This is a genomic window from Streptomyces sp. NPDC092952, assembly GCF_044754785.1.
GTDB lineage: Bacteria > Actinomycetota > Actinomycetes > Streptomycetales > Streptomycetaceae > Streptomyces.
On sequence record NZ_JBIVPT010000030.1, the window covers coordinates 1 to 21331 of the forward strand.

The window sequence follows — 21331 nt, forward strand, 5'->3', positions numbered from 1 at the left end:
GCTTGCTCCATGACGCGGACCAGGACGGCGATGGTGTTCTTGACCGTTGAGCGGCTGAGCTCGTCGGCGATCCAGTTCTGCACGGTGCGGTCGACAGCGCCGTTGGTGATCATGCGGACCGCGAGGTGGCCCAGGGCGGGCACGACGCGCATCCGCCAGCCCGACAGGTAGGGGTCGAGTGTTTTCAGCTCCAGGCCGCGCAGGGCGAGGTCCATGTTCGCGTTGCCGTATTCGGCGAGCTTCATGGTGGCGAGCGACGGGGACAGCCCTGCCTCAGCCGCTTCGATGATGGACCGGAGCCACTCCTGCGCTTCATCCTCGTCCGCCTTCCCCTCCGACAGGGACAGACGCCGCTTCGTAGCCGGATCGAACCAGCGGACTCGCGCACGGTACGGGTTGGGGCGATCAGGCCGGTACTCGATGTCGGTGGTGAGTCGGACACCGACCGGTACCACGGCTTTCTCGGCCATCAGGCGTCTTGCCGCGGGACGGTCCGGTGGCGATGCAGCCACTCCTCAACATCGACCGCGCTGTACATGATGACGCGTTCCGACACGGAGACGAACGGCGGGCCCTGGGGAGGCCGAGCAGTGCGCCAACGGCGCAGGGTAGAGGAATCTACACGCAGGCAGGCGGCGAGGTCGCGCGTCGAATACCAAGCATTAGCAAGGAGAAACGACCGGCTGTCGTCTTGGACGAAACGGGCACCGTCCGCACTATTCGTGCGCGGCTGACGGTCTGTGTAGGCTGCTATCGGTTTGGTGGGCAAGTGTGGTGAATCTCCGGGTGGTATGGAGCACCAAAGTGATTCCGGGGAAAGCCGTCGGCGGCAGACGGCGCTGCTCGCAGGTGGATCGATCCGCCGTGGTACTCGGAGCAAACGGTGGACAACAATCGTCCGCGCAAACGCCGGTTTGGCTAACCGGCGATGTGCGGCTATGTTCCCCTCGCTTGCGACGAGATATTCGGGGGTGGCTACCGTTGGCGATGAGATTCGTCGTATGCGTCAGCCGTCGCGTACGAGACTGGGGTATCAGGGCATGTGCCGACTAACCCGATAGCCTCGTGGCCCGAGCTGTTGCGGCCCGGTCAAAGCCTCTTCAAACGCGGGTTGGCTCCGTGCCTGCAGTGAATGTTGAAGCGTTTGAGGACGCGTGGGTCCGCCCGTTCACTGTGCCGATCAACGCTGCGCGTGCATGGCAACGCCTACGAGTAAAAAGCGGTGTTACTCCTACTGGACGGCCCCTGCGTACCGAAAGAAACTACCGCAACGTGGCAGCCGGCCGACATGCCCTCCATCGCCCTGACCCGCCGCGACCGGGACTTCCTGTTCAACCAGCTGCGCTCGACCACCGCCGTACTCGACTTCCTTTGCCGAGCCGCGAAGGAACCGGCCTTCCCGCATGGTGGGGAACGAGCCCGATACCACGACTCGCCGCGACCGACGCCGACGCCCCGCCCGACTGCCTCGCGCTGGGTGGTCGACATACCGCCGGGGCTCCGCGAACTACGTTGTCGTCGCCGGAGGTGCACTCATGCCGTTGGCACCCACCGCTCTGCCGGAATCCTTCTGGGCGGAGCCAGCGGAGAGCGTAGGATTCCGGGAATATTGGTCAAGGGCCGCGTGCCGCCTGGGGGCTCCGTCTCGGAGAAAAGGGTGCCGCGGCCCCTGCTGGCGGGGGACTGTGTGTACTTGGCGCATCTGCGGGTCGAGAACTTCCGGGTCTTCGGGCCCGCAGCGCAGGGCGAGGGCGAGCGGGATGATGCGCTGAGCCTGTCGTTCACGGCCGGGACGAATGTGCTCGTGGGGGAGAACGACAGCGGGAAGACGGCGATCGTCGACGCGATCCGGCTGTGCCTGCAGTCCGCAGCATCGGATTACTACCGGGTCTCCCAGGACGACTTCCACCTCGGGAAGGACGGGAGGGCGGAGACCTTCACCATCGGGTGCGCCTTCACTGGTCTGTCGACCGAGGAGCAGGCGGTCTTCCTGGAACTGCTCACCCACGACCGCGACGGCACCGCCTGGTTGTGTGTCACGTTCAAGGCACAACGGATGGATCCACTGCGCAACCGGGTCTCGGTCACCACCCGGACCGGACCGGCCGGCAATGGCCCCGCCCTGGACGGCGCTGCTCGCGAACTCCTGCGCGCCACCTACCTGCGCCCCCTTCGCGATGCAGAGGCGGAACTGCGCTCGGGCCGCGGGTCGCGGCTGTCCCAGATCCTCGCCGGCTACCCGGCGATGAAGGACCAGGACGTCGACGACTTCGACCCGACCGGTGAGGAACCCCCGTCGACCCTGCGGGGAATCCTGAGGAGGGCTGAGTGCGATATCCGCGACAACAATGCTGTCGCGGAGGTGAGTGAAGACATCAACTCGGCATACCTGCAGCGGTTCGCGATCGGTGACGACGTCCTGCGCGCCAAAATCAGCGTCGCCACGGACGCGACGCTGGTCCGCGCACTGGAGCGGCTGGAACTGAACCTCTTCACAGCATCCGACGAGTGGACGCGACGCGGACTCGGTTACAACAACGCCCTGTTCATGGCCGCGGAACTGCTCCTGCTGGGCAAGAACGAACTGGCTCCCTTGCTGTTGATCGAGGAGCCCGAGGCGCACCTCCACCCCCAGCTGCAGACCCGGATCATGGACCTGCTGCGAGACAAGGCGCAGAGGCCGCAGGAAGGTGACAGGGCGCCTGTGCAGGTCATCCTCACCACCCACAGCCCCAATCTCGCTTCCTCGACGCCGGTCGAGTGCCTGACCCTCGTCGCCCGGGGACGTACCTTTCCGCTGCGGCGCGGTATCACGCGCCTGACCGAGGAGGACTACGCGTTCCTGACCCGGTTCCTGGACGTCACCAAGGCGAACATGTTCTTCGCCCGAGGGCTGGCGATGGTCGAGGGAGATGCCGAGGCGATCTTCCTGCCCGCGCTCGCCGACGCCCTGGGTATGCCCTTCAACGAACACGGGATCAGCGTGGTCAACGTCGGCCACGTCGGCCTGTTCCGCTACAGCCGGGTCTTCCAGCGCGACGGTGAGCAGATCCCGGTCCGCGTGGCCTGTATCCGCGACCGTGATCTCGTACCCGCCGGCACTCCAGAGGCTATGAAGGGCAAGCTCGCGCGCTGGACCGATATGACGGAGGAGGAGATCTCCGCGTACGTCACGAACCTCACCACCGGCGACGACGGCCCGGTGAAGACGTTCGTGTCCGACTGGTGGACGCTGGAGTACGACCTCGCGGTCACGTCCTGGACCATGGCCAGGCTGATGTACCGCGCAGTCAAGTTGGCATCCGTCGCGGCGCGGTCCTGGCCGGACGCCGACAAGACGAAGAAGGCCATCGCACGGGCCGACCGGGTTGTGGACACGTGGATAGGGCAGAGCCTTTCCCTGGAAGAGGCCGCCTTGAAGATCTACCGGCCGCTCAAGCTGGACAGCGTCAGCAAGCCGATCACCGCACAGTTTGCTGCCCAGTTGCTCGCCTCGACGCCGCTGGTTCGCAGCGACGTCCCGCCCTACCTGCTCGGTGCATTCACGTACCTGTGCGGCGAGGTGGCCCCGTGACCCGCACCTACCTGCCCGATGCCTTCGCCACGGACAAGGTGGAGGCCATGGTGAAACTCCTGGGGTTGGACCCGCTCGATGCCGAGCAGTGGGACTTCCTGCAGAGCGAGAGCACGCAGGACCTCCAGGCCGCCCCGGGGTCGGGCAAGACGACCTTGATCGGGCTCAAGCTCGCGCTGATGGCCGACGCGTGGACCTCCCCGACCCGCGGGGTGTGCGTGCTGTCGCACACCAACACGGCCAAGAACGAGATCGCCGACCGGGTGGGCCTTCTCGCCGCAGGACGCAGCCTGCTTCGCTATCCGCACTTCATCGGCACCATCCAGTCCTTCGTACACACCTTCCTCGCGCTGCCGGCCGTGCGGGACAGAAAAGTGGAGGTCCGGTCCGTCGACGACGCGGCCTTCGAGACCGCAGCGCTCCGGCTCCTGCAGCGCCCCGAATACTCCACCCTGCGCAGCTATGTGGAACGCCAGCACCAGGGCACCGGCATCGTCACCGGGGCGACGTTCACCTACCGGGACGGCGAACTTGTGGTTACCGGCGCGGCCAGGGATCTGCCCTTCGGCGCCCAGTCTCCCAGCGGAAAACAGCTGGACCACCTCAAACGGACTCTGGCACGCCGGGGCATCTTCCGCTTCCAAGACATGTACGCCATCGCCCAGGAGTATCTCGCCCGGCACCCGGGTATCGCCGCCGCGGTCACCACGCGCTTCCCGTTCGTTCTCCTCGACGAAACGCAGGACACCAGCGCCACCCAGCATGAACTGCTGGACCTCGTGTTTGCTTCCTCATCCACCGTGGTGCAGCGGGTGGGCGACACCAACCAGGGCATCTACAGCGACGCGGCCTCCGCAGGAGGGCCCGCCTCCCTGTTCCCGCTGCCAGGAGCCCCGGAACTGCCGGTCAGCCGCCGCTTCGGGCCTCAGATCGCGGCCGTGGCCAGCCGCCTGGCCGTCCGGCGACCCCAGCAGGTCCGCGGAGCTGGCCCCGACGGCCAGGTGGCGGTTCTGCTGTTCGACGAGACCACGGTGTCCGACGTCGTACCGACCTTTGAGCGCATGGCCGCTGTGACCGTCGCCGAGGACGTCCTGGTGCGGCGTCCACCGCGTGTACTGGGTGCGCGACAGAATCCGAAAACCTCACCCGTCTACCCGCAGTCGATATCTTGCTACCTGCCCGGATACACCCCGATCAGCCGCCCGACGGCTCACCGCACCCTGATCGGCGTGGCCCGCGCGGCAAGCGCCCGGTGGAAATCAGGCCCGGACAGCCACGAAGCGGCCACCGAGTTGTGGAACGCCGTGCGCGCGTCCGTCTCGTCGCCGACCGGCGACGGGCTCCCGGCCCTCGGTCGCCTGGAGAGGTCAATGGCGACAACCGGAGGCAGGGTGCGGATCCTGCTACGCGAACTCCTCCTCAACGCGAACGAGTTCGACGAAGCGAGCTGGGGTGAGGCCACCGAGGAGCTGGCCGTCCAGCTGAAGCTCCTCAACGGCTGCCAACTGCACGAGTCTGCTATGGAATTCACCACTGCTGCTGCGGAAGGCGTGGCCCTCGGGCCCGCTCCCGCGGCCGTCGCCGCAGTACCGGCGGCGCGGGCCGTACCAGGGACCATCCAGAGCGCGAAGGGCGAGACCCACGCGGCAACACTGATCCTGGAGTGCCTGGAGAAGACAGGCAAGAAGTTCGACGTGACCGAGGCGCTGCGCATGATCGCCGAAGGGAGCGACCCGCTGCGGGAACTGAAGAGCGTACAGGCAGCCGTGCAGCTCGTCTTCGTCGGAGCGACACGCCCTATCCACCTGCTGGTGCTCGCGGCCCACCGCGACCGCAGCAAGAAGTACGCAGACGCGATGGCCGACGCTGGATGGGATATCCGGGACCTCACCGAGCACTGAGCCTTCGCCAACTTGAATTCGCAGGTTGAGGGGCCGGGGTGGTAGATCCTCGGGATGCTCGTGCTGGTCGTGGGCGGGAGCCCTGTTGGCGGTCGGGTGCTGCGTCGTCTTCTGTGCCAGTAGGGCTCCTCGCGGTCGATGCGGGCCAGGGCGAGGGTGTTCTCGGCGACGGTGTGCCAGGCTTCGGCTTCCAGCGCGCTGCGATCTGGTCGGTGACGGTGGTGACGACGGCGTGGTAGAACAACTGGTCCGCGGAGCACAGCGCGTCCGAGCGCAGCTACGGCGACACATCGACCATCACCTGCAAGGTCCCGTCGGCACAGGAGAAATGCCCGTACTTCAGCGTCCGGCAACACGCTTTAAGGCGTAGTCCCACGCAGGTGATAAAGCAGGTGTTTAGAAGGCGCGTGCTCTATCCACTGAGCTACGGGGGCTGACCTGCGGAAACGCGGCTTCCTGGCACTGTCCCCCAAGACGCGGGGGACACATGGGGGAATCGCGGTTTCCCGGTGACCGGGGGACACGAACGCTCCGGCCGGGCCGTACGTAGGGTCTCACACCATCTTCACGTTCCCGAAGCCCCTCGCGGAAACAATTCCGCACCGCGTCGGCGTTGGTGATCTCCGAGCCGAGGAGGGGAAGGTGTCGGGCCTGAAACTGTTCCGCACGGACACGACGAACAGCGGCATGACCGAGGTCATGCCGCGTCTTGCTGAGGTGGAGGCCGATGTGCAGGGCCTTGTCGAGGCGCACATGGAGGCGCTGCTGGGCGTCCGGTTCCTGGCGAGCGAGTACGGCACCGGGCCGGTGCACGGGGGCAGGATCGACTCGCTCGGGCTGGACGAGAACGGTTCTCCGGTCATCGTCGAGTACAAGCGCGGCACGGATGCCGGCGTGATCAACCAGGGCCTGTTCTACCTGTCCTGGCTGATGGACCACCGTGCCGAGTTCGAGCACCTGGTTCGCGACCGGCTCGGGGCGACGGCCGCGTCCCAGGTCCTGTGGAGCGGGCCGCGTCTGATCTGTATCGCCGGCGACTTCACCCGCTACGACGTGCACGCCGTGCGCGAGCACCGGCGATCGATCGACCTGGTCCGCTACCGGCTCTTCGGCAGCGACCTGCTCGGCCTTGAGACCGTGGCCTCCGTGAGCAGCGGCACGCAGGTGGCCCGCCGGGCACGGTGTGATGCGACCACCAGGTCGGTGGCCGACGTCAGGGATACGGCGATGGTGGAGTTGGCGTGCGCGGTCGACGAGGTTCTGCTCGGGCTCGGGGACGGCGTGAACCGCGTCGAGCGCAAGACGTACCGGGCGTATCAGCGGCTGCGGAACTTCGCTTGCCTGTGCCCGCCTCAGAGGACCAAGGTCCTGGTCTATCTGAAGGTCGACCCGAAGGATGTCGATCTCGTTCCGGGCTTCACTCGGGACGTGTCCGGTCTCGGGCACCACGGGACGGGCGACCTGGAGGTCCAGCTCCGTACGCCGAGGGACGTGGAGCGAGCGCAGGACCTGTTCCGGGCGAGTTACGCGGCGGCGTGAACGTATGGCTGTACGTCGCCTGATGGGCTGTGCTGGGCCGTGGGCGGTTCCTTTCGACGTCCGGGCAGGTGGTGGCGGTGGACTATCTATGGTCGGCGGGATCGCCGGTTTGGCCAACCGGCGACCCCGCGGTATGTTGCCCCGTTCGTCGTAGTCGTTGATCAGCGTGACCGGCTGGCGGGGCGGCCAGCCGTGACCGCCAGGGCACTGGCGGCGAGTCGGGCCTTGTGCTCGTGGTCCGGCTGGGGCCGTCGCGTGCCGGTGTCGTGGGCGAGGGACTCGGAGAGGCCGGCCAGTAGCGGTTCCGGGGTGTGCGAGGACGCGGTGATGGCCCAGGTGGGCCGGTCCGGACCGGTGCCGGCCCAGATGGTCCAGGTGGCCGGCTTCTGGGGGCGTTGTGCGGTCAACGGGTCAAACTGGACGCCCGCGTTGCCGTCGGGAGACGTACAGCGGAAGCCTTGCCCGTTCAGGACGTACGTCCATCCGGCGTCAGCGAGTGGCTGGGTGGCTGCGGCGATCTGCTTCATCTTTGGCGTGGCACCGATAAGGGCGTCCCAGCCGTCGCCGTCGGCCAGGTGGGTCAGGAGCCTCTGCAGTACCGGGGCGGGGGTGGCGCCGGTCGCGGTGAGGACCCACACGCGGTCGGAGACGGGTGTCTCGTAGGCGGCCACGGTCCAGGCGGTCTCGTGGGCGGGGGCTTCGTGGACGCGCTCGATGCGGAGCGTCTGCGATTCGTGGATGGCGTGGGTCGTGTCGTCCGACCAGGTCCTCCATTTCTCGAACTCGCCGTGCGCGTCGAGGAAGGTGTCGAGGAGCGCGTCGTGGTCACCGGCATCGGCCAGGTAGACGGGCACGGTCTCCTGTTCCGGTCGGGAAGGTCCGGACTTGGTCGCGGTGACGTCGAAGACGGAACGAGCTGCGAGGGCGTCGCGTTCGGTCTCGGTCAGGGGCGCCGGTCCGGGCCGCATCTCGGCCGCGTGGTCGATTGCTTCCTGGAGGCGCGGGGTGATCTCGACGGTGATCCCGTCGGCTTCCAGCCGCTGGGCTGCGACCCTGGCCCAGTACGGCTCTTCGCGGTCGATGCGGGCCAGAACCAGGCGATTCTCGGCGACCGCAACCCAGTTGGCGGCCTCCAGGGCTACCTGGAGGATCCGCGCCTGGGGACCGGACAGGACGGCGGTCACGGCGCTGGGGTGTGTGGCGTGCGTGTCGAGGAGGACATGGGTGTCGAATGAGGGGGTGGCGGGCAAGGGAGGCTGGTCTCTCTCCTCTCGGTAGCAGGGCCCTTCGGCCCGGCCACCGGTGTGGCCGGGGTATGTGCACTATCGGACCCCGCGGGTGGAGCGGCCCGTCATGGTGGTCGGAGGGCCGGCTCGGGCGGGCGGCACGGGGCGCGAACGCGCCGACGGGATCGGCTCGGTGGCGTGCCTCCACCGGGTGCGCACGGATCCGAGGTCGGCGAGCGCTCGGCGAGCGCCGACGACGAGCTGGAACGGGCTGGCCGTCGGGTCGCGGGCGTATGCCTCGATGCTGCTGCCCACACGAACGGCGGTGGCCAGCAGAGAGCGCCGCACGGCGCGCTCGGCCCAATAATCCACAGCTCCGTACGGTCCGGCCAGGAGGCCCAGTACCTCGGCGGGCTCGGTGCCACCGTCCAGCAGACCCCGCTGCTGCGCCTCCCACAGAACGGTTACAGGGTCGACGGGCTCGTGGCGGCGGACCATGGCGGACAGGCACTGCCACAGCCCCGCGTGCAGGGGCCGGAGGAAGTCTGCAGGAAGAAGCCACCGTGCCGACTCGACGGCCGCGGGGCGGGCGGTGGCCGACGCGAGCAGGAGCTGCTCCTCCTCGACCGCCTGGGCGTGGTCGGGGAAGAGGACTGGTGACGGTGCCGGGGTACGGGGCAGGGTGCCGGAGCGCGGTGGGAAGAGAGCCGCGACATTGTCCACGATCGCGTTGAGTGCGTCGGCCTCGGCGAGTACCGCGCGGACGGGGTCCGGGAGCGCGGTGTCGTGGGCGGCCCGGACGAGGCGTTCGGCACCGCCCTCCAGACGGCGGCGGGCGTGTTCGCCCTGGACCATGCGCGCGTAGGCCGGAGCGTGGTCGGGCTGGGGGCAGGCGCGGATCAGGGTGTGCAGGTAGACGGGGGACAGCCCGTGCACCTCCTGGCGGGCCCGGGTGAGGACCTGGGAAAGCCAGGTGGCGGTCTTCGCATGCTCGGCCGGTGCGGGCAGGGGCAGAGTGCTGATCGCGGCGAAGACACTGCGGTGCGCCGCGGTGGAGAACGCGGCCGCGGCGATCCCGTTGACGTTGTCGCGATGGTGCGGTTGGAGGAGGAGAGCGCCGAGGAGGGCCTGCTCGGCGTGGAACACCGGGCGCGGCGAGGGCACGCTGTCGAGGTCGCCCTCCTCATCGGGCGTGGGGACAGGGGGCATCAGGCGGCCAGGGTGAAGTCGGACGGATCGAGGGCGACGCCGAGGTGCGGGGCGAGGAGGTGGCCCGCGAGCAGTGGAGGAACGGCGTTGCCGATCTGGGAGAACTGCTGCCCCTTGGACCCGGCCCACGGGTAGTCGGCGGGAAAGGTCTGCAGGAGGCCGGCCTCCTGTGCGGTGATCCTGATCGGCTCAGGCACGGCAGGACCGGTGCCGTCGTCTGCCCGGGCAGATGAGGGTTCCGCGACCCACGTGCATTCGTTCGCGCGGTGCCCGAAGAACAGCGTTCCCGCCGGCTCGTCGCTTCGCCGGACCGTGCCGTTGCTCTGGTTGTTGCTGCGCAGTGACCAGGACCATCGCTCCGTGGCGTTGCCGGACAACGCGTTGCCCTGGCGGGCGCTCCGGCGGCGGGGCGCGGCGGTACGGGCCGGCGGGGGCGCCCAGGTGCCGCGGTTTCGGGCATCGGACAGGGCCTTGCGGGAGCCGGAGGGGAACGGCTCGGGGCCGCCGCCGGGCCCGCCGCCGGCGCAGACGGTGGGGACGGGTCGGTCAGTGGCTCCCCACCCCAGCGCTTTCGCCATGCTCACCCAGCGGACGCGGCCGGGGCCGAACAACGAGTCGGGCTCCGCGACTTGGGCATGCGTCGGGGTGGGAGGGTGAGCGGTGCGGACCCGGGAGGCGAGCAGGATTGCCCTCCGGCGTGTCTGAGGAACACCGAAATCCGCCGAGTTGAGGATGCCGCACCAGACCGAGAACCCCCAGGACCGGAGGACGGCCGCGTACTGCCGCCACAACGGCAACACGTCCGGGACCTCCTCCATCGCCACCCACTCGGGTTCGCCGACGGAATGCAGGGCGTGGAGGTAGCGCATCGGCTCCGCCGCGAGCAGGGACCGAGAGTCGCGGCAGGCAGCGAGCAGCCGGTCGCGGGTGTCGCGTCCGGCGGCGAGGTCCTCCACCGCCTGGTGCACCAGCGGCTGGTCCAGCAGGCCGAGCCGCTTGCCGGCCATACTCCACGCCTGGCACGGCGGGGACGCGATCAGCCCCTGCGTCCGGCCGACGAACGGCCACGTCGGATACATCGCTACATCGGCCCGGACCGTCAGCTGCCCAGCAGCGGCGCGGGTCCGGCAGGCCCACGCGTCCCACTCCAGCCCGATGTCGCGAAATCCCAGCACACCCAGCGCTCTGCTCCAGCCGCCCGGACCCGCGAAGAGGTCAAGGATCAACTGGCCAGTCCGAAGTTCTCCTGAACCGCGTCCACGTCCCCGCGGCACGCCCAGGGCGAGCAGCCGTCCACGACGCCGTACTCCAGCTCGTCGGCCTCGTCCGCGTCGGCGAGCAGGGCAGCCCGCTCGGCGGCGGTGACATGGTCGATCGGTGCCTGGCCGAGAGGAACGCGGGACCGGTGCAGGTACGCCTCGCCGAGCAGCCGGTTTCCCGAGGCGTTGGCGCGCGCGTTTCCGTGCCGGATAGCCGCGTCGAACGCGACGACGTCCTCCCACTCGGCCGGAGAAGTGTCCCTGATATGTCTCCACTGCGCATTTCCGTGGAATGGACATCCCAGGCAGCTCGACTTCGGGGTGTCGGCGAGGCCGAGTGAGGTCAGGTATCGCGTGCAGTCGGCTCTGCTCCAGGACATATCAAGAAGAGGGTGCCGGTTGCGCATATACTTGACGTCCGCGTCTTTCGCACGATGGAATTCATCGGTCGAGATTCCTACCCACTGTTCGACGAACACCCCTTTCGGAATGGGCGTGGGGTACGGGTATCCGAGTATTTCGCGGATCTTCTGCTTGATCGGCTTTATTTTATATTCGCCAGTGCATTGGCGCCGGGTCATTCCCGGCTTCCCGTCCTTGTTCAGGATGTGGAGCGGCATCGAAGCGAACCGGTGATCCGGGTCGAGAGCATCCTCGCGGATATTCCCGGATGAAACGCGGAGGATTGGGATTCCAGCAGGTTCGGCTACTTCCTTTTCGAGCCGGTCGAGATGACGGTAGACGGATTCGGGCTCCCAGCCGGTGTCGGCGAAGATCGCGTAATCGACCTTGGGCAGGATGCCTTTCGCGGACATGGCGAGCATGCAGCTCGACTGGACGCCGGCGCCGAGGGATATGGCACGGAACCGGGGTGTCATGGAGGTGATGGAGGTGATGGAGGCGTCCTTGAGGAAGGCGTCAGCGGCTGGAACCGGTGCGGGGCCGGGGCGTGCTGACGCGAAACGGGAACGAGCGGTGATTCCGTACGCCGTCGCCGCTGCCGAGCTGTTCACTCGGGACGCGGAAGGGTCGGGCAGGTCAGACCACGGATGGTCCTGGCGGTCGGACGTGAAGCCGACGCAGAGCTCGTGTGCCGGACTGCCGGGGATATGGGCAGTCGTCCGCCAGATACTCGGATGACCAGTCGGACGGATCGTCGAGAGAGGCGATGGTGCTGCGAACGGGTTCGTACCGGGGCGGGTGGTGCGGATCAGCGAGTGCGGTGCTGCCCCGGCCCCGTGGCCGGGCCACCGGGTACGGGGGGTGAAGTCGGGCGGGTCGGCGGCGGGATCGCGCCGGGGGTGGGAATACCCAGATCGACGCGGACCGTGACACCGGTGGCATAGGCGTGAGTCTCACTGCGGACGACGGCACTCAACAGACTCGACTCCTCCGTCCTGGGCGGCTCGTAGGTTCCGTCGGCTGAGAGGACGAAGCCGTGCTGCACGAGGAGCGAGCGGGCTTTCTCCGTGAGCGCGGTCGCGGTCAGGGAAGAGCCGGTGAACATGAAGCGGAGATCGGGAGCGGGTGTGGGTGTGGGTTCCTGTGGGGCCCACCGCGTGGTCAGGGCCAGGTCGACCAGGTCGTGGGTGTGGGCCAGGAGCCCGTACATCGCCACGCCGGCTTTCTCATGAGCGTCCTCGGGGGAGCTGGGAGGCAGGAGGTAGACCGTCCGGCCGTGTACCTTGCGGGCCGTGAACCCGGCCTCGGTGAGCAGCCGGTCGGCGCCGCGGATGCGGCGGTTGAGGATGACGAAGGTGTGCTCGTCATCGGTGCTTCCGATGAATACATCGGGGATGTCCAGAATTGACATGTTGGTCCAACTGGTTCGGCGAGCGGCTCCGGTGAGGGACGGCAGTGGGCTCGCGGGGACGGACGGGAAGGAGGTGGCTTGCTGCAAGGCGGCAGGTGGGGAGGCAGGGGGTTCGCGTGTCGGCTAACGGCCGTAGGCGGCCGTCCTCGCAGGGGCGGGTGCGGGTGTCATGCCGGGCGGCCTGTGAGCAGGTGGACTGCTGATGGCGGCGGCCAGTGTGGTGGTGCCGACGGAGGTGAGACGGACTCGGTCTCGAAGCAGTCCGCCCGCGTAGGCGGAGGAGGCTGAGTTCGGGACGCGTTCCGCGAGCCCTTTCGCCTCCAGCGCCCGCAGTGTGCCGATGACCACACGCTCGTCGCGGTAGTGGACGTACTGCCGTCCCGAGGAGTTGGTGGCCACGACGTTTCCACAGGCGATCTCCCGCAGAGCAGTGTGCTGTGCGGCGGTCAGGCCGTGGTCCGGGCCGGCGCTTTCGGTCCACCGGCGGCGTCGGATCTCGTGGGCGAGGGCGTCCGCGCAGCCCATCGCCGCTTCGGGGGCCAAACCGGTGAGAGTGCGTGCCACGGCAAGCTGCTGGTCTGCGGAAGCACTGCTCAGGAAGGCGAGCTGCTGGAGGCGGACCATCGCGTCCGACAAGTTGTCACTCGGGTAGAGGCGTTCGTCGGTGACCGCCTTGAGGGCGGCGCGGGTCGCGGCGGCGAGTTGCAGGGCCGAGGAGACGTGGCTGCTGGGTTCCGGCGGCGGAGAACCAGCCCGCAAGAACCGGTCGAGCATGTCGTTGTGCTGCACGTACTGGTCGGCGAGGTGCAACAGCCGCTCGACCGGAGTCGGAGGGGCGGCTACGTCGAACAGAAGACCTTCACCGGTCGGTGTCGGTGCCGTCATGCTCGCCGCCTGGCGGCCGGGGCGTGCCGCGAGGCCGGGGCGGATGTGCTCGCGGTAGCGAGGGGGTGCTGCACGTCGAGTTCGGTGCGGGCGGCGGCCAGAGACCGCCTGGCGTTGTCGAGGTGGATCCGCAGGCTGCTGTGGTGGTCGAGCGCGTCGATACTCTGCTGGAGCGTGTCCTGCGTTGTGGTGGTGAGGGTGATGAGCGGTACGAGTGCCTGGGTGTAGTGGGCGACTGCCCGTCCGAGATGGGCGGCGCTCGCACAGAGGGCCTTGGCGGGCGGCAGGCCGGTGATGTTCGGTGCGAGCTGGTACTCGGCGTCGGCGACCATGCGCGTGGTGAGGTGGCACAGCAGGTCGACGTGCCGCATGACGTTGAACAGGCCGGTGCCGTCTACGGTGATGCGGTGGTCGAGGATGTCCGCAGTCACGGAGTCCACGGCATCGAGCGCGGTCATGTTTTCGAGGTCGCGGGGTTCGTAGGTGTGCAGGTCGTCTCCAGACATGTGGTTCACGCAGGCAACGGGCCGGCCGACGATCGCGAAGATCTGCCCAGCGGGTGGTGGTGCCAGGCTTGCCAGGACTCCTTCGCCTGGTGCGAGCGGACCGGAACGAGGTGCAGCGCGGTATTCACACGGCCTTCCCGAAGTCGGACTGTGCTGGCGCGTGCTTCGCGATGGCCCGGACGGTGATCGCTTGCGACGCGCGGGCCGACGCTGCGGACAGTTCCTCTGCGCCGGGCTCCCGGTACCACGGCCGTAGGTCGAGCATGGCGGCGCGCATGCCGGTGGCGAAGCAGAGCGCGGTGCCCTTGGGGAGGGCACGGATGGCGTCGGCGGGCAGGATCCGCTCCTGGCGCATGCTGACCGAGGTCGACTTGCCGGACTCGGAGTGCGAGGTGGACGTGGTCTCCACGTCGTGGTCGCCGATCAGACGGGAGAGCTTGTCGGCGAAGTCGGGGTCGTCGATGCCGGAGCCGATCACCTTGACGGTGGAAGCGCTCCACATGGCGTCCATGCCCGTGTCTCCCCAGACCTTCTGGCCCTGACGGTAGGACTGGAGGATGGTGATCGGGATGATCCCGCGGCTGCCGAGGTGGGAGTACAGGTCCGGGAGGTCCGAGATCTTGCACACGTTGGCGGCTTCGTCGAGGATCGCGAGCATGGGCGGGTCGAGGCGTCCGCCGACACGTTCGGCCTGCGCGGTCGCGGCCCGCATCACGGAGTCTGCGCATGCGGCGATCAGGGCCGAGGCTCCGCCGCCGCCGTCCTTGCTGAGCAGGAACAGTGTGTCCGTGGACGTGACGAATTCGGCGGGCCGGAATTCCGGTACGTCCTTCTGCGGGGTCACCCATGCGCCGATTTCCGCGTTGAGGAGGGTGGAGGCGTACTGCCGGGCGGTTTCGTAGATGCCGTCCCTCGTCTCCGGGGGGCCCTCCACGGTTCCCTTGAGCTGTGCGGCGACGGCGGTGAAGCCGTGGTCGCGCAGGATGTCGAGCGGTGTGCGGTCGGCGGGGAAGGCGAGCCATTGCATGATGTCGGTGATCGGGCGCTCGTCGAGGGCTGCGGCCAGGAGCAGTTGGGACAGGATGTTGCTGCCGGCCTTCGACCAGAAGTCGCCCTGCTGGCTGGCGTCGACCGAGGCGGCGAGGAAGTGTCCGGCGAGCCGGCCCGCGCCGTCCAGGGTTTTCGCGGAGGCGAGGGGGTTCCACCACATCTCGCGGGCGGCGTGCGCGATCTGCTGCGGGTCCATGGTCCACACCGTCCCCGCCCGGGCCCGTGCCTCGTAGGCGGTGGTGAAGGCGTCGCCGGCGGCCTTGTTCGACGTCAGCAGGACCGGGCCGGGTGCGCCGAGCATGGAGGGGATGGCGAGCGAGGTGGTTTTGCCGGAGCGGGGCGCCATGATCGCGACGGCGACGTCCTCGAACCCCATGCGTACTTCGTGGCGGCTGCCCTGCAGGTTGCCGAGAAGGATGCCGGTGGCCTTCGCGTCGATGTGCTTGGCGCCCTTCAGACTGGGGCGCAGGGATCGGGCTTTCTCGGTGATCGCCTTGGCCATCAGCGGCTCGATGTCCCGGGCCTTGGCCATGTCGGTGATCTTTTTCCGGCCACCGCTTCGGTTCTTGTGCCGGACCCACAGGACACCCGCCCCCGCCCCGAGGGCGAGGAACAGGAGAACGGGGACGACGCGGGCGCCGATGAGCAGGGACGTTTCCCCCGCGGTGGGCCAGACCTGCTCGGGATGGAGCAGCGCCTTGGTCGGCTGGTACGGGGCCGGACTGGTGCCGGTGAGGAAGGCGGTGATGTTGCCGGACAGCCAGGCCAGGTGGGACAGGGGGACGACGACGGCGAGTGCGCCTAGCAGGAGGCGCAGGACGAGGTCGTATCCATCGGTGTTGCTGCTGGAGGAGGGAGGGGGCAAGGGCTACGTGTTTCCGGGCGGGGAGGTGGGGATCAGAGGCTGCGGCCGTGTCTGGGCGGCGGTTGCTGAGAGGGGACTGGCGCCGGTGGCAGGGGGGTGTGCCGGGCAGCGAGGGAGTGGACCCGGGCTTCCAGCGCTCCTGCGATGTACGCGGCGGGTAGGGCGACGAACTTGCGGGTGACGACGTCCGGGTCGAGAGTCGGCAGACCGCGTCCGCTGTTGGTTCGGTGCACCGGCCTCGGGTCGGTCAGCGCGGCGGTGAATGCGGCGACGAGGCGGGGCGGGGTGTGGGCGTCGAAGCGGGCCTGCCAGACACTCTCCCGGTACGGACCGAGACTGACGGAGACGCACCAGGCTCCCGGATCAGCCGGTGTTCCCAGCCGTGTGACGCACACCGTGTCGTCGGGAGAAACGAAGTCGGTCTCGCCGTCCGTTTCCCAGCCCATCTCCCGGAGCGCTTCGTACGGGTCGGACGGAACATCCGGGGTCGGGGCCGGGTCAGTGAGGGCGTCGGTGAAGGCGGCGATCAGTTCGACGGGGGTACGGGCACTGAAACTGGCGTACCAGGCGGGGCGGGTGGGTTCGGCGGCATGGCGCAGGGTCCACCACTGGCCGTCGGGATGGGGCTCCAGGCGCAGGAGGGCCTTCTGGTCGGGGCTGGAGAGCAGCACGCGCGGCATCAGAGGATCGTCGCCATGGCTCCAGCCGCAGACGCGGTGGAGGGGAACGGTGATCCAGGAGGGGTCGCCCCCGCCGGCGAGGTGGGGCGGAGCGATGAAGCCGACCTCGACGGTCTCTGGAGCCGGCGTGGTCACTTCCGTGCCGCCGTTCGCCGGACGGGCGCAAGGGCCGGTGCGGGGGTGAGGGACGAGGGGGCCCCGCGGGCTGCGGTGTTGATCTCCCGCAGCGCATGGCCGTGGCTGGCCCAGTCGTCGAGGTAGCTCCACGATTCGGCCTGATGGAGTGCGAGGGCGTTGTCGAACTCTGCGGTGCCCGGGCGGAGGGTGGAGCTGTTCTCCAGCCACTCGTCCCGCAGTTCGTCGAGCTGGTCGAGTGCGGAGCGGAGCACACCGAGCTGGTAGACCCAGCGGGACTGCGCAGTGTTCGCGGGCAGGCGAACCAGCTGTACTTCGGCCGTGGCGAGAAGATGCCGTACACCTGCCTGCAGCGGTTCGAACGCGGACATGGTGTCGGCGTCGCGCTGACTGGCGCGCAGCCCGTAGGCAAGCTCGTCGTGGGGCCAGCCATCGAGGTCGGTGTGCTCGTCGGAGTAGAAGTCCCAGGCTTCTAGGATCTTCGCGCTCTCGCTCACGTAGCTGTCGAGGTGGGCCAGGAATTCTTTGTGCGTGCGGTGATTGGCGGAGATGGGCGGTTCCTTGGGTTCAGTGACGGACAGCGGGGCGGGGGATGCGGGCCAGCAGCGGGGAAGTTCGGAAAACTTGCCTCCGGCGAGTGGTGCGTGCGTGATCACGGAGCGACGTGATGCGGGTGACGTACAGGTCGGCGACCAGCTACCGGTTCAGGGCCGACGAGCGCGGTGGCAAACGCGGCCACGAGGTGCTCGGGCGTGCGCCCGTCGAATACGGCGTGCCACAGACGAAGGCCGTCGACAGCAGGCTCGAACGTGTCGAGGACCTCAAAGCGCCAGTACCCCGGAAACTCTTCACGCCAAGGCGCAGTGCAACGGACGCCGGAGGCATCCCGCCGCTCCACCACACACCCCAACGGGGCGGAGTGGGCGCTGTCGCGGGCATCGACGAGCTATCCCGCAGCCTCCAGAACCTGCTCAGCACGGGCCGGATCGACGGGCGTAGCGACGAGCGCGTCGGTCAGTCCGACAAGGGCCTCGGCAGGCACCATCTCTCCGAATTCGGCATACCAGCCCGGCTCGTTGCCGTCAGGCTCGGCGAGCAGCCGCCACCACAGACGGGGCAGCGTGTTCCGAGACGTATGGCGACGCGTCACAGAGTGCTGACCGGGCCCGCCTATGTGCTTGTCGAGCGGGAAGTCCCTGAGGAGGGCAGGGGACGTGGGACCTGCTACGGCGTCGGCCGGGTAAAGGCGTTCGGACATCGATCCTCGTTGATCCAGGAGACGGGTGGGCAGCCGGATCAGCGGCTTCTGGAACTGTCGGTGAGGCGGGGACGGCTGGTCGCGGAGCGCTGCCGGACACGCGGTGCGTTTGCTCGTGCCCAGGTAGCGGCACGAGCGGCGGTGATCCGGGCCTGCTGCCACGCGGCGAGCTCGGAGGGCAGAACGGAAACCGACCGCGTGCGGATCCGGGTGCTCGCCGGAACATGTCCCAATGGACGCATCACCGGCTCGGAACTCGCGAGTTCGGTCGAGAACCCCTGAACCAGGTGCATTGGGGTACTGGCGGACATCGCCCCGGTCCAGCCATTTCCGTGCTCGTCTCGTGAGCCGGTCCACCAGATCGCCTCGCCGCCCTGGCTCTGGCGAAACTGCATCCAGGCCGCGCCGTCCGGGCTGATAGCGGTGTAATGCCCTTTGCCGCTCGCCGTTGACCAATTATTTTCCACCAACGGGGCCCAGACATTGGGGGCGTGCGCGGAGCGGGGGCGGGCGAGGGCATCGGTCAGGCCGGCGACGGCTTCGACGGGGGTCTGTTGTCCGAACTGAGCCCACCACTCCCTGTGATGTGCGGTGGCTCTGCCGCGAATGGTCCAGCCGCCGGGCTGGGTGTATGGGTCGTACGCGACGCGGATCGCACGGTCCGGACTGTCCATGACGAGGGGGCCGCCCGTTTTGGACCTGTCGCGCCAGCCGGAGGCGCGCAGGAACTCCGAGATGTGACGGACATCGCCTCCGCCGGCCAGGGCGCGGGGCTGGACGAGGTAGTGCTGCACGGCCTGCTCGCCGGATCCCCAGCCTTGCCACTGCTTCTTTTTCACCGGCGGCGCCGTACGACGAGTGGTGCTGGTGCCGGGGGCCTCGCCGCCGTAGCGGCGGGCTGGGCACCGATGCGCTGGAGGGTATCTATGTGTTCGTCCATATCGAGGGCGATGTCGCCAAGCGCGTTCGAGGCGTGGCCCAGGGCGAGCCACACGTCCGCGGGGAGTGCACCGCGTCCGGCCTGGTCCTTGGCGAACATGCTGCCGGTGGCGACGAGGTGGGTGACGCCGCCGAGGACTCCGTTGTCCGGGTCGAGCGTGCGGGCGATGACCTGAGCGGCCTGCGGCGGGGGAAGCTGGGCGAGGTGGTCGGCGAGCTGGCCGAGCCGGCGGGTGATCTCGTCGGTCAGTCTCACCGCGTAGGGGGCGGGGTGGGGCATGCTCCTCCGTGTTGATGGGCGGTCAGCGGTCAGGGCGCGGGTCGATGCACGGTGGCTTGGCGAGGGCAGCCTTCGAGTGGAGCGCCGTCAGCGGGGAGCTGTGGTCAGGACCGGTCGGGATGCAGGCGCGCAGATAGCGGCGGAAGTGGGCCGTGGCGATTCGAGGCTTGAGTCGACTGCTGATCAGTGGGGGCGTGCGGGTTACTACGGGTTTCTCCTGGTTCGGGTGGTGAGGCGGTGGTCGGCCGATCTGGGGACGTATCGGTTTGCCCGGAAGCCGGGCTCCTTCCAGTTCACCGAGAATGCGTGGCCGGTGTACGGGGCCCGGTCGGGACAGGCGGCACGGAAGCGGGCGTGGCGGTGGGCGTGGTCCGGCCTGCGGGATGCTGGAGGGCGGTGCCGATGCCGAGTGCGTCGAGGCGCGGGCTGAGTCCGCGCAGGGCGCGGGCCTGGGCCTGGGTGTCATCACCATTCAGGCGGTAGATGCCGCTCTGCGGGTCCTGGACGAAGCCGTGGGCCGTGAGGACAGCGTCGGCGCGGTTGTCGGCGGGGGCGGTGGCGATGCTGCCGTCCGACTGCCAGGTCAGGACGAGACGGTCGGGCTGGGAGGGCTGGATGCCGCCCAGAGCGTTGTGGCGGACCTGGGCGAGGGCGGTGTCGTAGCGGGTGAGCAGGTCGTGGGCGACCTGCTCGGCACTCAGGAACGGGTCATCCACCAGGGCGATGCCGTTGGGCTCGGGGACGGCTCGGTACGCCTCGTCGGGCAGGGAGCGTGGGGCGATGGCGGCGACGAGGAAGCCGTCGCGCTCGTCGTGCCGCTCCACAACGACGAGTTGGGCGCCGTCGGGCCGGCTCAGGACGGCGGCCTGCTGCAGGGGCTGCTCGGTGAGGGAGGCGGCGACCAGGTCGAGGTCCCAGATGCGGTCGGCGAGTTCGGCGAGGGCGTCCTTGGCATCGGTCGACAGGTAGGTGCTGGTCCAGCTGTCGGGGAGTTCGCCGGCGAGGACGTCGGCGTAGGAGGCGAGGCGCTCGGAGGTGTCGGAGTGGTCGGGCATGGTGTCCTTGGGCGAGGTGGGAGTCAGCGGCGCAGTCCGGCGGCCAGTGGGGGCGGGGGGCCGGAACCGCGCGCGGCGGGGGCGGGCAGGCGCACACGGCGGAGCGTTCGTACTCGGTGGACGAAACTTCCTCGGTGCAGGTGCTGCGGCCGGGGTGCGGTGCGTGACGGTCGGCGAGCTGGTTGCGGGCCTCGGAGAGGTCGACACGGAGAACACGAAGGTGCTCGTCGGCGAGGTAGCGGAGACGCCTTGCGATGTAGGGGTCGGCCGCCTGGCCGAGACCGTCGTGGAATTCGGCGGCGGCGGTGAGGATGTCCTCCAGCGCGGCGAGGACACCATCGTGGGCGGCGGTCAGTTCGGTCAGCGCCTCGGCGGCCTCGTCCGTGGTGGTGGCCCCACGAAGACGCTCGGCGACGTGGGCGACGGAGGCGCCCAGCGGTAGGTAGCTGGCCGGACGCGAGCCGGTGTCCAAGGCCGTGTCGCAGTCGACGTGGTACCCGGCCGCTCGCAGGCGGGCGACGGCGTCGGTGGCGAGACGGGACTCGTCGTCCTCGGCGAGGCCGGTGGGGACACGGTGATACTTCTCGTGCGGACGACGGCGACGAAGCCCGCGCGCTGGAGGATGCTGTGTGCCTCGGGGTCACCGCCGCGTGCGAGGAGTTCGTCGGAGTGCGGATCGCGGCGGATGTCCAGGAAGCGGTTGGTGCGGGGCAAGGAGACGGTTCTCCTACGTGTTCGGTGGCCGTCGTGCCGTACGGCGGCTGGGGGTAGAACGGCACGGGACTGGACCAGGAAGGTGCGGTGGTGTCCAGGTCCTGCTGGATGGCGTGGAGGTGGTGGACGATCGACTGCAGGCGGTGTGCCGCATCCGCGCTGGCTGTGCCCGGCTGGCGGGCGATCCGGTGCGAGGTGTGCTCGACGAGTCCGCGCACCACGGCCAGCGGGCCGTTCTGCTCGTCGGCCAGCTGGGCGAGGATGGCCGCGAGCTGGGTCGACGCCGTCAGCGGCGCGTGGATGGCAGGCCGCGAAGAGGGGGAAGGGGCTCTTGAAGGTGCTCGGCCCACCGGACGGACGTCCAGGCCTTCTGTTCGTCGCCGAAGGTGAAGCGATCCAGGCCGGGCCAGTGGGCGACGACCGTGTGCTCCGGCAGACCCTCG

20 protein-coding genes and 1 pseudogene are annotated in these 21331 nt (G+C 68.8%); 4 read left to right on the forward strand and 17 right to left on the reverse strand.

The features are described from left to right. Positions 1 to 470 (reverse strand): annotated as a pseudogene (locus ACIQGQ_RS34800) (site-specific integrase); the annotation flags it as partial. Further along, positions 470 to 880: a helix-turn-helix domain-containing protein gene (locus ACIQGQ_RS34805; protein ID WP_402403921.1), complete on the reverse strand. Its 411-nt coding sequence runs from the start codon at positions 878 to 880 to the stop codon at positions 470 to 472. The pseudogene ACIQGQ_RS34800 and the gene ACIQGQ_RS34805, both read right to left, overlap by 1 nt. An 813-nt stretch (positions 881 to 1693) precedes the next feature. On the opposite strand from ACIQGQ_RS34805, the gene ACIQGQ_RS34810 reads away from it, so the two are divergent. The 3 genes from ACIQGQ_RS34810 (at position 1694) to ACIQGQ_RS34820 (ending at position 7014) form a co-directional block, all read left to right on the forward strand. Further along, positions 1694 to 3574: an ATP-dependent nuclease gene (locus ACIQGQ_RS34810; RefSeq protein ID WP_402403924.1), complete on the forward strand. Its 1881-nt coding sequence runs from the start codon at positions 1694 to 1696 to the stop codon at positions 3572 to 3574. Beyond that, the gene (locus ACIQGQ_RS34815) at positions 3571 to 5475 is read left to right on the forward strand and encodes a UvrD-helicase domain-containing protein (protein ID WP_402403926.1); all 1905 of its coding nucleotides are present in this window, start codon (positions 3571 to 3573) and stop codon (positions 5473 to 5475) included. The genes ACIQGQ_RS34810 and ACIQGQ_RS34815 overlap by 4 nt, the downstream gene beginning before the upstream one ends. Positions 5476 to 6117: 642 nt before the next feature. Then, positions 6118 to 7014 (forward strand): DUF5655 domain-containing protein, encoded by an 897-nt coding sequence (locus ACIQGQ_RS34820; protein WP_402403929.1) that lies wholly within the window; start codon positions 6118 to 6120, stop codon positions 7012 to 7014. A gap of 161 nt (positions 7015 to 7175) precedes the next feature. Here ACIQGQ_RS34820 and ACIQGQ_RS34825 read toward each other — a convergent pair whose 3' ends face one another. The 15 genes from ACIQGQ_RS34825 to ACIQGQ_RS34895 all read right to left on the reverse strand — a co-directional run bounded on the left by ACIQGQ_RS34825 (position 7176) and on the right by ACIQGQ_RS34895 (position 20174). Then, positions 7176 to 8264, reverse strand: a complete 1089-nt coding sequence (locus ACIQGQ_RS34825) for a DUF317 domain-containing protein (protein ID WP_402403931.1) — start codon at positions 8262 to 8264, stop codon at positions 7176 to 7178. Between the two features lie 72 nt (positions 8265 to 8336). Next, positions 8337 to 9449: a DnaB-like helicase N-terminal domain-containing protein gene (locus ACIQGQ_RS34830; protein WP_402403934.1), complete on the reverse strand. Its 1113-nt coding sequence runs from the start codon at positions 9447 to 9449 to the stop codon at positions 8337 to 8339. Further along, entirely contained in the window at positions 9449 to 10675 is a 1227-nt protein-coding gene (locus ACIQGQ_RS34835; protein ID WP_402403936.1) for a DNA cytosine methyltransferase, read from the reverse strand. The genes ACIQGQ_RS34830 and ACIQGQ_RS34835 overlap by 1 nt, the downstream gene beginning before the upstream one ends. Then, complete coding sequence (locus tag ACIQGQ_RS34840; RefSeq protein WP_402404073.1) at positions 10672 to 11532, reverse strand: hypothetical protein; 861 nt, start codon at positions 11530 to 11532, stop codon at positions 10672 to 10674. The genes ACIQGQ_RS34835 and ACIQGQ_RS34840 overlap by 4 nt, the downstream gene beginning before the upstream one ends. Positions 11533 to 11918: 386 nt before the next feature. Beyond that, entirely contained in the window at positions 11919 to 12521 is a 603-nt protein-coding gene (locus ACIQGQ_RS34845; protein ID WP_402403939.1) for a hypothetical protein, read from the reverse strand. A gap of 123 nt (positions 12522 to 12644) precedes the next feature. Then, positions 12645 to 13406 (reverse strand): hypothetical protein, encoded by a 762-nt coding sequence (locus tag ACIQGQ_RS34850; protein WP_402403942.1) that lies wholly within the window; start codon positions 13404 to 13406, stop codon positions 12645 to 12647. Next, positions 13403 to 13912, reverse strand: coding sequence for a hypothetical protein (locus tag ACIQGQ_RS34855; RefSeq protein WP_402403944.1), 510 nt, complete (start codon positions 13910 to 13912; stop codon positions 13403 to 13405). Before ACIQGQ_RS34855 ends, ACIQGQ_RS34850 begins: the two co-directional genes overlap by 4 nt. 124 nt (positions 13913 to 14036) lie before the next feature. Beyond that, the gene (locus ACIQGQ_RS34860; RefSeq protein ID WP_402403946.1) at positions 14037 to 15827 is read right to left on the reverse strand and encodes a type IV secretory system conjugative DNA transfer family protein; all 1791 of its coding nucleotides are present in this window, start codon (positions 15825 to 15827) and stop codon (positions 14037 to 14039) included. Between the two features lie 32 nt (positions 15828 to 15859). Next, positions 15860 to 16642: a DUF317 domain-containing protein gene (locus ACIQGQ_RS34865; RefSeq protein ID WP_402403949.1), complete on the reverse strand. Its 783-nt coding sequence runs from the start codon at positions 16640 to 16642 to the stop codon at positions 15860 to 15862. Then, on the reverse strand, positions 16639 to 17139 hold the full coding sequence (locus tag ACIQGQ_RS34870; RefSeq protein WP_402403951.1) for a hypothetical protein: 501 nt from the start codon (positions 17137 to 17139) through the stop codon (positions 16639 to 16641). Before ACIQGQ_RS34870 ends, ACIQGQ_RS34865 begins: the two co-directional genes overlap by 4 nt. A 155-nt stretch (positions 17140 to 17294) precedes the next feature. Beyond that, positions 17295 to 17543 (reverse strand): DUF317 domain-containing protein, encoded by a 249-nt coding sequence (locus tag ACIQGQ_RS34875; RefSeq protein ID WP_402403953.1) that lies wholly within the window; start codon positions 17541 to 17543, stop codon positions 17295 to 17297. Positions 17544 to 17588: 45 nt separating this feature from the next. Beyond that, complete coding sequence (locus ACIQGQ_RS34880) at positions 17589 to 17900, reverse strand: DUF317 domain-containing protein (RefSeq protein WP_402403956.1); 312 nt, start codon at positions 17898 to 17900, stop codon at positions 17589 to 17591. A gap of 38 nt (positions 17901 to 17938) precedes the next feature. Beyond that, positions 17939 to 18739, reverse strand: a complete 801-nt coding sequence (locus ACIQGQ_RS34885) for a DUF317 domain-containing protein (protein WP_402403959.1) — start codon at positions 18737 to 18739, stop codon at positions 17939 to 17941. Further along, complete coding sequence (locus ACIQGQ_RS34890; RefSeq protein WP_402403962.1) at positions 18736 to 19119, reverse strand: hypothetical protein; 384 nt, start codon at positions 19117 to 19119, stop codon at positions 18736 to 18738. Before ACIQGQ_RS34890 ends, ACIQGQ_RS34885 begins: the two co-directional genes overlap by 4 nt. Positions 19120 to 19412: 293 nt before the next feature. Further along, complete coding sequence (locus ACIQGQ_RS34895) at positions 19413 to 20174, reverse strand: hypothetical protein (protein WP_402403965.1); 762 nt, start codon at positions 20172 to 20174, stop codon at positions 19413 to 19415. A gap of 163 nt (positions 20175 to 20337) precedes the next feature. On the opposite strand from ACIQGQ_RS34895, the gene ACIQGQ_RS34900 reads away from it, so the two are divergent. Next, on the forward strand, positions 20338 to 20616 hold the full coding sequence (locus ACIQGQ_RS34900) for a hypothetical protein (RefSeq protein ID WP_402403968.1): 279 nt from the start codon (positions 20338 to 20340) through the stop codon (positions 20614 to 20616). The last annotated feature ends 715 nt before the right edge of the window (positions 20617 to 21331 follow it).